A 12,413-nucleotide genomic window follows, 5' to 3' on the forward strand; every position below is an offset into this window, starting at 1 on the left:
CGGTCTTACCGTCCCTTCAGGGCTGTCAGGAGCATTCCGCGGCTGTCGGCCGGGCTGAGCGCCACGCTTCGGAGATGCTCCATGATCTTGGTGCAGGTCCGCGTCTCGCCGGCTCGGTCGAGGATCATCTGACCGGCGACGGTCTCCACCGAGGCGATGATCGGATCCTCCGGATCGGCGAACTCGAGGATGTGCAGCGAGCCTCGGGTGCCCCGGTGGTAGCCGGCGGAGAGCGGGATCACCTGAACGGTGATGTTCGGCAACTCGGCCATCTTGACCAGGTGCCGCAGTTGGCCGTCCATCACCGACTGGTCGCCGACCGGGCGCAACAGTGCGCCCTCGTCGATGATCGCGTCGAGGATGGGCGGGTTGTCGCCGGTGAGCCGCTGTTGCCGATCGAGTCGGACCTTGACCCGCTGCTCCACCAGGTCGTCGCCCAGGGTGTGCGGGCCACCGCGCATCACGCCTCGGATGTAGTCAGCGGTCTGGAGCAGACCGGGCACCACCGAGGGCTCGAAGTTGGCGATGGCGGTCGCCTCGGCCTCCAGCGCGATGAAGTCGATGGTGCGTGGATCCAGCAGGTAGGAGTACGAGACCCACCAGCCTGGCTTGCGCGCGTCCTTGGCGAGCTGCACCGCCGCGGCCACCTCCTCGGCGCCCACCCCGTACGACGTGAGCAGCGCGCGCACGGTGGCCGGGGTGATCAGGGTCTGGGCGTTCTCGTACCGGGAGAGGGTGCTTCGGGTGCTGTTGATCTCATCCGCCGCGGTTTCCAGCGTCAGGCCGGCGGCTTCCCGGTGGTGGCGCAGGGCGATGCCGAGCCGGCGGGCACGGGCTGTCTTCGGGGCCATGCATCGATGGTCGCACACATCTGTGGGAACGTCTGCATGAGAGAACGTCGATGAGAGTTGCATTCACGGCGGTAAACGTGTCAATCTGTTAGCGCGTCCTCACCGCCGGTTGTCGTGGCGACGGTGGTGGTGAGCGACCGGAGGGGATGGGGCGCGCGGCGATCGGGTTTCTCCCCCGTGCCCGATCGTCGCGTGCCGCGCCATCCCGGCCCGCCGGAAGGAGACGACGACGTGCGTACCGTTCCGGATTTCTGCGCCCCGCACCTGGTCGGCCCCCGATGACCCGCTTCCTGGTGGTGCTCACCGACGTGCGTCCGGCCGAGGGTGTCGACCGCGACGAGCGGACCGCGCCGGAGCGGCGACGGCAGGTGGTCGGCGCCAGCAGTCGGGAGGCCGCCGACCGGATCGCCGGAGCGTTCATGGCGCTGGGCATGGTGCGCGCCGGTCGGCAGCGGGTGAAGGTCATCGCGGTCGGCCGCCGGCACGCCCGCGACTGAGCGCGCTCGGGCTGCCCAGTTATCGCACGGCAATAGTCCCATCACGCACCGTATATCCTCTGATGACCGATAGCCGTGTCGCGCCGTGGCTCGCCGGGTATCGCCTCGCCCTATCGCCACGCACAGTAAGGTCAACCGGGTGAGCGCCACCGGCGAGCACGACCAGCCGCAGTCGCGTACGAAGAGGTGACCGGAGTGACCACCCCAGGCAAAACCCGCGTGGCGATCGTCTTCGGCGGCCGCAGCCCGGAGCACGGCATCTCCTGCGTCAGTGCCGGCAGCGTGTTCGGCGCGCTCGACCCGGACGAGTTCGAGGTGGTGCCCGTCGGCATCACCCGAGCCGGCCAGTGGGTGCTGACCAGCGGAGATCCCGCCCAGCTCGCGATCGAAGCCCGTCAACTGCCGGAGATCACCGCCGATTCCGGCGACGACATCGTGCTGCGTGCCGACCCGACCGGCAACGGCCTGATGGTGCTCGACCCGACCGAGGGCCCCCGGGTGCTGGCCGACGTCGACGTGGTCTTCCCGGTGCTGCACGGCGCGTACGGCGAGGACGGCACCATCCAGGGAATGCTGGAGATGGCCGGCATCCCCTACGTCGGGGCGAACGTCTTCGCCTCCGCGGCCGCCATGGACAAGGAGTTCACAAAGAAGCTCTGCGCCGTCGAGGGCATCCCGATCGGCGCGTACGCCGTGCTGCGCAACGGGATGACCCTCAGCGAGCAGGACAAGGAGCGGCTCGGCCTGCCGGTCTTCGTCAAGCCGTCCCGGGCCGGATCGTCGTTCGGGGTCAGCAAGGTCACCGACTGGGCGGACCTGGACGCCGCGGTCGCCGCCGCCCGGCAGTTCGACCCGAAGGTCATCATCGAGGCCGCGATCGTCGGCCGCGAGATCGAGTGCGGCGTGCTGGAGGGCGAGGCCGGCGGCATGCCCGAGGCGTCGGTCCTGGCCGAGGTGCGGGTCGTCGCGGACCACGACTTCTACGACTTCGAGGCGAAGTACCTCGACGACTCCTGCGAGTACGACATTCCGGCCAACCTGCCGGAGCGGGTGACCCGCCAGGTGCAGGAGTACGCGGTTCGCGCGTTCACCGCGTTGGACTGCGCCGGCCTGGCCCGGGCCGACTTCTTCGTCACCCCGGAGCTGGACGTCTACCTCAACGAACTCAACACGATGCCCGGGTTCACCCCGACGTCGATGTTCCCGCGGATGTGGGCGGCCTCCGGCCTGGAGTACCCCAAGCTGGTCAACCGGCTGATCCGTACCGCCCAACGGCGCGGCGTGGGCCTGCACTGAGCCATCCGGCCTCCCCGCGCGGCCCGGCCGGCGCGGGGGGCCGGCTCAGCGCTGGCAGCCGGACGGGATGGCGCCGCCGGAGGGCACGCTCGCCACGATCGTGCTGGAGATCGACGGCACCCACTGCAACGGCTGCGCGTACGCACGCGGGACCCGCACCTCGATCGACGTCTCCCGGTCGACGGTGGTGAGCACCGTCTCCTCGCCCTGCTCGGCCAGGTGCCAGCAGACCCGGTTGACCGTCCAGACCTCGTCGGTGGCGGGGAAGGTCGGCTCGGCGCCGCCGCAGGCCACGGTGAGCGCGGGATCGCCGTACGCCGCGTTCTGCTCCGGGCCGGCGGTCACCGGCCGCTGGGCCAGGTCGCGGATGCTCGTCGGCAACTGCGAGAGCAGGGCCCGGCAGACCGTGGCCGGGCGGGCGGCCAGCGCCGGGGCGGCCATCTCCACCGGGGCGGTGGACTGCACCCGGGCGGTGGTCGCGGACGGCGACGGCGCGGCGGCCGGCGCGTCCGGGGTGAGCTTGGTGAAGGCCAACACGGCCACCAGCAGCGTGATCGGCAGCGCGATCAACGTGGCCAGCAGAGCGGCGCCACGAATGGTCCGGTCCCGGCCGGCCGGCGCGGCGGCGGCCGGGTCGGCCGACGCACCGATACCGTCAGCCGGCTCGGGTGTCCCGTCGGACGCGTCGCGCGGCCCGTCGTCGTCAAGCGCAGCGGAGGAGTTCGTCATCTCGTCCACCTACAGCCGTACCACCGAACACGTGAGGGTGCGGGTGATGCCGGGCACCATCTGCACCTTGCTGACAATGAGTTTGCCGAGTTCGTCGACGGTGTTCGCCTCGGTGAGGACGACCACGTCGTACGGCCCGGTGACGGCGTCGACGCGCACCACGCCGGCGAGGTCCGCGATGAGACCCGCCACGTCACGTGCCCGGCCCACCTCGGTCTGGATGAGGATGTACGCCTGTACCACGACTAGACCTCCGTCCGTCGCCGCCCGGGAGCGGCCCGAAGGGTGAAACTACCTTACGGACCAGGTCTGATCCCTATCGGTGGTCAAGGAGCAGCGGTGAGCGAGCACGGCGGAGCCGGGCGGCACGGGCGGAACACCGGCGGCGGCGCCAGCGTGTCCGGGATCGGGGAGTTCGGGCTGATCGGAAAGATCACCGCCCGACTGACGTACGGACCGACGACCCTGCTCGGCCCCGGTGACGACGCGGCGGTGGTGGCCGCGCCGGACGGACGGGTGGCCGCCTCCACCGACGTTCTGGTCGACGGGCGGCACTTCCGGCGGGACTGGTCCTCCGCCCGCGACGTCGGGCACCGGGCGGCGGCGGCCAACCTGGCCGACATCGCGGCGATGGGGGCCACCCCGACCGCCCTGCTTGTCGCCCTCTGCATGCCGGCGGACCTGGACACCAGCTGGGCGGAGGAGTTGGCCGACGGGCTCTCCGCCGAGGCGGCCACTGTCGGCGCGAGCGTCGTCGGCGGCGACATGTCGGCCAGCCCCACCCTCACCGTCGCGGTCACCGCGCTTGGTGACCTGGCAGGCCGCCCGCCCGTGCTGCGCTCCGGCGCCCGTCCCGGGGACGTGCTCGCCCTGGCCGGGCGCACCGGACACGCGGCAGCCGGGCTGACCGTGCTCACCCGGGGCTTCCGCACTCCCCGGCTGCTTGTCGAGGCGTACCGGCGGCCGCAGGTGCCCTACCCGGCCGGCCCGCAGGCCGCCCGGCTCGGCGCCACCTCGATGATCGACGTGTCGGACGGGCTGCTCGCCGACCTCGGCCACGTGTCGGCGGCCAGCGGGGTCGCGATCGACGTGCGCCGCGACGCGTTCGAGGTGCCCCGACAGATGGCCGACGCGGCGCAGGCGCTCGGCGTCGACCCGTACACCTGGATCCTCGCCGGTGGCGACGACCACGCGCTGGCCGCGACCTTCCCGCCCGGGGTGGTGTTGCCACCGGACTGGCGGCCGATCGGGGTGGTCACGGACGGTGTCGGGGTGACTGTCGACGGCGCGCCCCACGACGGCCCGGCCGGCTGGGACCACTTCCGGTGAGGCCCGGCGTCGACCGTATTCTGGATACCGTGAGTGAGATTGAGATCCGGGCCGTGCGGTTCGACGCACCGGTGGCGCAGCAGTTGATCAAGGCCGCACTGACCGACCTCGCCGCCCGCTACGGTGGCTCCGGTGATGACACCCCTGTCGACGCTACCGAGTTCGAGCCGCCCGATGGCGCGTTCCTCGTCGCCTATCTGGCCGGCGAGCCGGTCGGCTGCGGCGGCTGGCGGAGCCACGGCACGGACTGCGCGGAGCTGAAGCGGATGTACACGGCCCCGGCGGCGCGGGGGCGGGGCGTGGCCCGCACCGTGCTGGCGGCGGTCGAGCGTTCCGCCCGCGAGCAGGGCCGCAAGCGGGTGGTCCTGGAGTGCGGCGACAGGCAGCCCGAGGCGATCGCCATGTACGGCTCCGCCGGTTACGAGCGGATCCCGAACTTCGGCTTCTACAAGGACGCGGAGGGCTGCGTCTCCTTCGGCCGCACGCTCTGACCGGCGGTCCCCGGCGCCGGTTCGGCGCACGCACGACAGAGCCGGCGGACCTCAGGGTCCGCCGGCTGAGCCGTACGAGAAGGTGGGTGCCGCCGCGTCAGGCGCGGGTGACCTTGCCGGCCTTGATGCACGAGGTGCAGACCTGCAGCTTCTTGGTGTTGCCGCCACCGGCCGGGGTGCGCACCGACTGGATGTTCGGGTTCCAGCGGCGGTTGGTCTTCTTCTTGGACCAGGGCACGTTGTGGCCGAAGCCCGGCCCCTTGCCACAGACGTCGCACACGCTAGCCACGGGATACTCCTGGGATTGAAACGTTCATGAGGTTGCCGGCAGAGGTGCTGCACGGGCAACCGCGTCAGCCTACCCGATGCCCCGCCGAGGTGACCAACCGCCCTGGCCCGGTGACCAGCCGCCCCTCCGCCAGCGGAGGATGGTCGGCCCGCCGGGGTGACGGGGGTGGTTCCGGCGGCAACTGTACCCGGAGGGCGGATCCCGGTCGTGCGGGCCGGCAGGGCTGGCCTGCCGAGCGCCGGACAACCGGACACGCCGGACGACTCCGCGCGTGTCGGTGCGCGCAAGTAGGCTTCTGGCCGTGCTGGACACCCTCGACGCCGCCGCGGTGCGCCGTTGGTGCGCGGGTGGGTTGGCGGCGCTGAAGCGTCACCAGGGCGAGATCGACAGGCTCAACGTCTACCCGGTGCCCGACGGTGACACCGGCACCAACCTGGTGCTCACCCTCACCTCCGCCCAGCAGGCCCTCGCGATGAATCTGGACACCCTCCCCGACAGCGGCCCGACGGCGCACGGGCACGCGCTGCGGCTGATGGCCCAGGGCGCGTTGCTCGGCGCGCGGGGCAACTCCGGGGTGATCCTGTCGCAGATCCTGCGGGGTTTCGCCGACGAGGCCGCCGTGGCCCCGGCGGTGCGTGGCCGGGAGTTGGCCGCCGCGCTGCGGTCCGGCGCCGCCGCCGCGTACACAGCGGTTGCCCGACCGGTCGAGGGCACAGTGCTCACCGTGGTCGCAGCGGCCGCCGCCGCGGCCGACCGGGCGGACAACGACGACCTGGCGGTGGTGGCCCGGGTCGCGGCGCGGGCTGCGGCCGAGGCGCTCGCCCGCACCCCGGAGCAACTGCCGGCGCTGGCCCGGGCGGGCGTTGTCGACGCCGGTGGGCGGGGGCTCTGCGTGCTGCTCGACGCCCTGGTCGAGGTGCTCACCGGGGAGAGCGCCGTCCGGCCCGCACCGACGCCGCGCTCCGCCCGTCCGGCGGCCACTGTCGCCCGGGAGACCGGTTCCGACGAGTACGCGTACGAGGTGCAGTTCCTGCTCGACGCCGGGGCCGAGGCGGTGGCCGGGATGCGACGGGCGCTGGACGCGCTGGGGGATTCCCTTGTCGTCGTCGGGGACGGGCGGCAGCCGGAGAGCACCTGGAACGTCCATGTGCACGTCAACGACGTGGGCGCGGCGGTCGAGGCGGGCGTCGCGGCCGGCCGCCCGTACCGGATCTCGGTGACCCGCTTCGCCGACCAACCGGAGCCGCCCCGCGGCCCGGTGTCGGACGGTCGGGCCGCGGTGGTGGTGGCCACCGGCGGCGGCATCGCCGAGTTGTTCGCCGGGGAGGGCGCCACAGTGGTGCCGGGCAACCCGTCCACCAGTGAGCTGCTGGACGCGGTCCTCGGCACCGGCGCGGCCCGGGTGGTGGTGCTGCCCAACGACCCCAACACGGAGGCGGTGGCGAGCGCTGCCGCCCGGGAGGCCCGTCGGCACGGCATCAGGGTGAGCGTGGTGCCGACCCGCTCGCCGGTGCAGGCGCTGGCCGCCCTCGCGGTCCGCGACGGCGACCGCCGCTTCGAGGACGACGTGATCGCGATGGCCGAAGCCGCCGGGGCCTGCCGTTACGCCGAGGTCTGCCATGCCAGCCGCGAGGCGCTGACAGTGGCCGGCCCGTGTCGTCCGGGTGATGTGCTGGCGCTTGTCGAGGGGGAGGTGCACCTCATCGGCACCGACCTCACCGACACCTGCGCCGCAGTTGTCGACCGGATGCTGGGCGGCGGTGGCGAGATGGTCACCCTGCTGTCCGGGGTGGACGCCCCGGCCGGGCTCACCGATGCCGTCCGCGCGCACGTCGCGCGACGGTGGCCGTTCGTCGAGGTGCACGCGTACCCGGGAGGCCAACCGTTTTATCCGCTCCTGGTAGGGATCGAATGAGCGAACCAGCCACCATCGACACTCCGCTGAAGAAGCTGGTCGGGGACAAGACAGCCAAGGCGCTGGCCGCGCACCTCGACCTGCACACGGCGGGTGACCTGGTCTACCACTTCCCCCGTCGGTACGACGAGCGGGGCGAGCACACCGACATCCGCTCGCTTGACGTCGGCGAGCAGGTCACCGTGCTGGCCCAGGTGCAGCGCACCGCCGTGCGCCCGATGCGGCAGCGGCGCGGCAACCTGCTGGAGGTGACAGTCGGCGACGGCTCCGGCGGGCTGCTGACGCTCACCTTCTTCGGCAACCAGGCGTGGCGTGAGCGGGAGCTGCGCCCCGGCCGGTGGGGGCTGTTCGCCGGCAAGGTCACCGAGTTCCGGGGCAAGCGGCAGCTCAACGGCCCGGAGTACGTCCTGCTCGGCGAGGGTGGTGAGGGCGAGGCGGCGGTCGGGGACGAGATCGAGGAGTTCGCCGGCGCGCTGATCCCCGTCTACCCGGCCGCCGCGGCCGTGCCGACCTGGGTGATCGCGCGCTGCGTGCGGGTCGTGCTTGACACGTTCACCCCACCGGACGATCCGCTGCCGAGCGGCGTCCGGGCCAGCCGCAAGCTTGTCGGGCTGGGCAGCGCGTTGACCGAGATCCACCGGCCGTCCAGCAAGGAGGCGCTGTACCGGGCGCGGCGGCGGCTCAAGTGGGACGAGGCGTTCGCCGTCCAGGTGACGCTTGTGCAGCGCAAGCACCGGGCGGCCGACTGGCCGGCCCGGCCCCGCCCCGCCCGACCCGGCGGGTTGCTTGACGCCTTCGACGCCCGACTGCCGTACGAGCTGACCGCCGGTCAGCGCGACGTCGGCGTGGAGATCGCCGCGGACCTGGCCACCCCGCACCCGATGCACAGGTTGTTGCAGGGTGAGGTGGGCTCCGGCAAGACGGTGGTGGCGTTGCGGGCGATGCTCCAGGTCGTCGACGCGGGCGGGCAGGCCGCCCTGCTGGCACCCACCGAGGTGCTGGCCGCCCAGCACCACCGCGGCATGCTCGACCTGCTCGGGCCGCTCGGGCGGGCCGGCGAGCTGGGCTCCGCCGAGGACGCCACCCGGGTCGAGCTGGTCACCGGCTCACTGGGCGCGGCGGCCCGCCGGCGGGCGCTCGGCGAGGTCGCCAGCGGCGCCGCCGGCATCGTGCTTGGCACCCACGCCCTGCTCTACGAGGGCGTCGACTTCGCCGACCTCGGCCTTGTCGTCGTCGACGAGCAGCACCGTTTCGGCGTGGAGCAACGCGACGCGCTGCGGGCCAAGGCCGACCAGCCGCCGCACGTGCTGGTGATGACGGCCACCCCCATCCCGCGCACGGTGGCAATGACCGTCTACGGCGACCTGGAGGTCTCCACCCTCTCCCAGCTGCCCCGGGGGCGGTCACCGATCGCCTCGCACGTGGTGCCGGCCGCCGAGAAGCCGGCCTACCTGGACCGGGCCTGGCGTCGGCTGCGGGAGGAGGTCACCGCCGGCCACCAGGCGTACGTGGTGTGCCCGCGAATCGGTGAGGGGCCGGTCAGCGACGAGGAGCCGCCGCCGGTGGACGACAACGGCCGCCGGCCGCCGCTGGCGGTGACCGAGGTGGCCCCGCTGCTGGCCGAGGGGCCGCTGCACGGGCTGCGGATCGGGGTGCTGCACGGTCGCCTGCCGGCCGACGAGAAGGACGCGGTGATGCGCTCCTTCGCCGCCGGTGACCTGGACGTGCTCGTGGCGACAACGGTGATCGAGGTCGGCGTGGACGTGCCGAACGCTACAGTGATGATCGTGCTGGACGCCGACCGGTTCGGTGTCTCCCAACTGCACCAGTTGCGGGGCCGGGTCGGCCGGGGCGCGGCCGCCGGGCTCTGCCTGCTGGTCAGCGAGGCGGCCGAGGGCTCGTCGGCACGGGAACGGCTCGACGCGGTGGCGTCCACGAGCGACGGTTTCAAACTCGCCGAGTTGGATCTGGAGCAGCGCCGCGAGGGCGACGTGCTGGGCGCCACCCAGTCCGGGCACCGCTCACACCTGCGCCTGCTGTCGCTGCGCCACGACGCGGACCTGATCCGCGACGCCCGCGCCGAGGCGATCACCCTGATCGAGGAGGACCCGGACCTGACCGGCAACCCGGCGCTGGCCGCCTCGGTCGCCGCGCTTGTCGACGAGGAACGCGCCGAATACCTGGAGAAGGGCTGAGGCGACTCCCGCCCGCGACCAGCGGAACGGTGTCCACCCTCCGCCCTGCCTGACCCTGGCCCGTGAGGGCTGTGCAGGGGGCGGGCCGGAACGAGGCAGCGCCGATCGGCGCCTCGTCCCGCCGCGAACGCCCGCGTCGATCTGGTGACCGGCGTGTGCTCACCCGCAATGGACTGAGGGCGCGTCGACCAGATGGTCGACGCGCCCTCAGCTGTTAGCTAGAGCGGGTTGTCTCAGGCGGTGAAGCGCACCCGACGACGACGCGCCATCACGAACAGAGCAGCACCAGCGGCGAGCAGCACCACGGCGCCGGCGATGATCCCGCCGGTCGCGGCACCGGTCAGCGGCAGCGCCGGCCCGTCGTTGTCGCCGCCACCCTGGCCCGGGGTGCAGTTGGCCGGCTTGACCCACTTCACGGCGTCGGCCGCGTCGGCCTGCTCACCCTCGACGCTCGGGGTGACGGTCAGACCCTCGTACGCCTCGAAGGAGACCTCGGTCTTCTTGCCCGGGACGAGCTCGAGCTTCTTGACGACGTTCTTCTCCGAGGTCAGCACGACGGTCTCGGTGACACCGTCGGCCGGGTTGTCGGCGGTGATGACCAGCGCGTCACAGTCGAAGACGATCTCGAACACCGGAGCGTTGGGCTCCTCCGGCACCAGCGGGCCGGTCGGCTCGCTCGGCTGCGTGGTCGGCACCGGCGTGGTCGGCACCGGCGTGGTCGGCGTGGTCGTCGGCGTCGCGCTCGGCGTCGCGGACGGGGTGGCGCTCGGCGTCGCTGACGGCGTCACGGTCGGCGTGGGCGTCGGCTTCGTCGGCGTCGGCGACGGCGTGACCGGCGGCGTGTCGCACTTCTTGCTCAGCACCGCGGTGCCGGGGGCGGTGTTGGTGATCCGCTTACCGTCGCGGATCCACTCGGCGGTGACCTTCAGCTCGAGCGGGGAGCCCTTGGTGGTGAGCTGCACGCCAGTCACGTTGCTGTTGGCCAGGATCTTGGTGCCGGCGGCGATGCCGTCGATGGTGGTGCCGGACGGGGTCCACACCTTGGTGATGGTGGCTTCGAGGTCGCGCTCGCTGTTGGCCACCTTCCACTCGACGCGGTGCACGCCGTTCGTGGTCTTGCAGGCGGTGCCGGTGACGGTCGTGTGGTGCGCGAGTGCCGGGCCGGCGAACGTCGCTGCGCCGGTGAGGCCGATCAGCGCGCCTGCGGCGATGGCCGCGACGCGCCGCATCGGAGACTTGGGGAGGTTCAACGCCTGCTCCTGGTGAGGGGGGTACGGATCGCGGCGGGAGGTCGGGAGGCGGGGCGACCGGTTGGGTCGTCTGCTCACCGGGACGTCCGCGACGCGGGGGCGTTCCCGCGCGAAGCGGGGACAGAGGGTGACTGTACTGACGAGTCATGAATGAGGGGAGTTCTCATCATTGCCATTGGGCAATGTAGTTGATTCGTGATCTTTGATGAACGGATCGTGCTCGACTGATCACTGAGGACAGGTGGTGTCGATGACCGGTGGGCGGATCCGCAGTGGACCGAACGGCGGCGAGGGAGGTCAGGGGCGTTTCAGGCGAGGCGGACGACGTCAAGACCCCACCGGGACGCCACCCGGCCCGGCGATACCGGCGGTGTCGGTCGTGGTCGGCGTCGACTCGCGTAGCGTCGCGGGCATGAGCAGGAGGAGACGGTGACCCGGATCGTGGCCGGCACGCTCGGCGGGCGGCGGATCGCCGCGCCTCCCGGCGCCGGCACCCGACCCACGTCCGACCGGGTCCGGGAGGCGCTGTTCAGCGCCGTCCAGGCCGAGGTCGATCTCGACGGCACCCGCTTCGCCGACCTGTACGCGGGCTCCGGCGCGGTCGGGCTGGAGGCGCTCTCCCGGGGTGCCCGGCACGTCCTGCTTGTCGAGTCCGACCCCCGGGCGGCCCGGGTGATCCGGGAGAACGTGGCGACCCTGGGCGTCGGCCCGGCCGTCCGCCTGGTCGCCGGGAAGGTGGCGACGGTGCTGGCCGCCGGTCCGGACGGCGGGCCGTACGACGTGGTCTTCGCCGACCCGCCGTACGCGGTGCCGGACGAGGAGATCACCTCGCTGCTGTCGACGCTTGTCGCTGGTGGCTGGCTGGTGCCCGACGCGCTCGTGGTGGTGGAGCGGTCCAGCCGCACCAGGCAGTTCGACTGGGTGGAGGGGATCACCCCCGACCGCAGTCGCCGGTACGGCGAGACCACCCTTTGGTACGGTCGCCGATCATGAGACGTGCGGTCTGCCCCGGTTCGTTCGATCCGGTCACCAACGGACACCTCGACATCATCGGGCGGGCCAGTCGGCTCTTCGACGAGGTGGTGGTTGGCGTCCTGGTGAACCAGTCGAAGAGTGGTCTGTTCACCGTCGAGGAGCGGATCGACATGCTCCGCGAGGTGACCTCGTCGTACGGGAACGTGCGGGTCGAGTCGTTCCGCGGCCTGCTTGTGGACTTCTGCCGGGCGCAGCAGGCGAGTGTGCTGATCAAGGGCCTGCGGGCGGTCAGCGACTTCGACTACGAGTTGCAGATGGCCCAGATGAACATCGGGCTGGCCGGCGTCGAGACGCTCTTCATGCCGACCAATCCGCTCTACTCGTTCCTCTCCTCCAGTCTGGTGAAGGACGTGGCGAAGTGGGGCGGCGACATCTCCGCCCACGTGCCCGACCCGGTCCGCGAGGCTCTACAGGCCCGCCTGCGCCCCCGCCCCTGACCGTCTGGCCCTGACGTTCCTGGGCCGCCGGTTGCTCCGACGCCCCTTTTGCGGCAGATTGTCGGGGCGGTGATCCGCGCTCGGCGCGGGGTGACGATG

The 12,413-nt window shown here is 72.2% G+C and carries 13 protein-coding genes; 8 read left to right on the forward strand and 5 right to left on the reverse strand.

Features of this window, described 5'->3' with window-relative positions:
• Nucleotides 1-5 precede the first annotated feature (5 nt).
• On the reverse strand, nt 6-851 hold the full coding sequence (locus ACQPWW_RS07285; RefSeq protein WP_433130393.1) for a helix-turn-helix domain-containing protein: 846 nt from the start codon (nt 849-851) through the stop codon (nt 6-8).
• Nucleotides 852-1,129: 278 nt separating this feature from the next.
• On the opposite strand from ACQPWW_RS07285, the gene ACQPWW_RS07290 reads away from it, so the two are divergent.
• Complete coding sequence (locus tag ACQPWW_RS07290; RefSeq protein ID WP_433130395.1) at nt 1,130-1,348, forward strand: hypothetical protein; 219 nt, start codon at nt 1,130-1,132, stop codon at nt 1,346-1,348.
• A 195-nt stretch (nt 1,349-1,543) separates the two neighbouring features.
• Nucleotides 1,544-2,644, forward strand: coding sequence for a D-alanine--D-alanine ligase family protein (locus tag ACQPWW_RS07295; protein ID WP_433130398.1), 1,101 nt, complete (start codon nt 1,544-1,546; stop codon nt 2,642-2,644).
• 45 nt (nt 2,645-2,689) lie between these two features.
• Here ACQPWW_RS07295 and ACQPWW_RS07300 read toward each other — a convergent pair whose 3' ends face one another.
• Both ACQPWW_RS07300 and ACQPWW_RS07305 read right to left on the reverse strand, forming a co-directional pair.
• Nucleotides 2,690-3,382, reverse strand: a complete 693-nt coding sequence (locus ACQPWW_RS07300) for a DUF3515 family protein (protein ID WP_433130400.1) — start codon at nt 3,380-3,382, stop codon at nt 2,690-2,692.
• The gene (locus ACQPWW_RS07305; RefSeq protein WP_013284547.1) at nt 3,383-3,616 is read right to left on the reverse strand and encodes an Lrp/AsnC ligand binding domain-containing protein; all 234 of its coding nucleotides are present in this window, start codon (nt 3,614-3,616) and stop codon (nt 3,383-3,385) included. It abuts the gene before it with no gap.
• A gap of 153 nt (nt 3,617-3,769) precedes the next feature.
• On the opposite strand from ACQPWW_RS07305, the gene ACQPWW_RS07310 reads away from it, so the two are divergent.
• Complete coding sequence (locus tag ACQPWW_RS07310) at nt 3,770-4,702, forward strand: thiamine-phosphate kinase (protein ID WP_433134186.1); 933 nt, start codon at nt 3,770-3,772, stop codon at nt 4,700-4,702.
• 29 nt (nt 4,703-4,731) lie between these two features.
• A complete protein-coding gene (locus ACQPWW_RS07315) occupies nt 4,732-5,193 on the forward strand; it encodes a GNAT family N-acetyltransferase (protein WP_433130403.1) in 462 nt (153 codons plus the stop codon).
• 97 nt (nt 5,194-5,290) lie between these two features.
• Here the strand turns inward: ACQPWW_RS07315 and rpmB are convergent, their stop codons facing one another.
• Nucleotides 5,291-5,482: a 50S ribosomal protein L28 gene (gene rpmB, locus ACQPWW_RS07320; RefSeq protein WP_091671657.1), complete on the reverse strand. Its 192-nt coding sequence runs from the start codon at nt 5,480-5,482 to the stop codon at nt 5,291-5,293.
• A 301-nt stretch (nt 5,483-5,783) separates the two neighbouring features.
• Here rpmB and ACQPWW_RS07325 point away from each other — a divergent pair, with 301 nt between their 5' ends.
• Both ACQPWW_RS07325 and recG read left to right on the forward strand, forming a co-directional pair.
• The gene (locus ACQPWW_RS07325) at nt 5,784-7,397 is read left to right on the forward strand and encodes a DAK2 domain-containing protein (RefSeq protein ID WP_433130405.1); all 1,614 of its coding nucleotides are present in this window, start codon (nt 5,784-5,786) and stop codon (nt 7,395-7,397) included.
• Nucleotides 7,394-9,592, forward strand: coding sequence for an ATP-dependent DNA helicase RecG (gene recG / locus ACQPWW_RS07330; protein WP_433130407.1), 2,199 nt, complete (start codon nt 7,394-7,396; stop codon nt 9,590-9,592). Before ACQPWW_RS07325 ends, recG begins: the two co-directional genes overlap by 4 nt.
• Nucleotides 9,593-9,825: 233 nt before the next feature.
• Here the strand turns inward: recG and ACQPWW_RS07335 are convergent, their stop codons facing one another.
• Nucleotides 9,826-10,842: a cell wall anchor protein gene (locus ACQPWW_RS07335; protein WP_433130409.1), complete on the reverse strand. Its 1,017-nt coding sequence runs from the start codon at nt 10,840-10,842 to the stop codon at nt 9,826-9,828.
• Between the two features lie 429 nt (nt 10,843-11,271).
• Here ACQPWW_RS07335 and rsmD point away from each other — a divergent pair, with 429 nt between their 5' ends.
• Together rsmD and coaD are read left to right on the forward strand one after the other, a co-directional pair.
• Nucleotides 11,272-11,835, forward strand: a complete 564-nt coding sequence (rsmD, locus tag ACQPWW_RS07340; protein ID WP_433130411.1) for a 16S rRNA (guanine(966)-N(2))-methyltransferase RsmD — start codon at nt 11,272-11,274, stop codon at nt 11,833-11,835.
• The gene (gene coaD / locus ACQPWW_RS07345; RefSeq protein WP_357411721.1) at nt 11,832-12,314 is read left to right on the forward strand and encodes a pantetheine-phosphate adenylyltransferase; all 483 of its coding nucleotides are present in this window, start codon (nt 11,832-11,834) and stop codon (nt 12,312-12,314) included. The genes rsmD and coaD overlap by 4 nt, the downstream gene beginning before the upstream one ends.
• Nucleotides 12,315-12,413 lie beyond the last annotated feature (99 nt).

This window comes from Micromonospora sp. CA-240977, assembly GCF_050942285.1.
Classification (GTDB): domain Bacteria; phylum Actinomycetota; class Actinomycetes; order Mycobacteriales; family Micromonosporaceae; genus Micromonospora.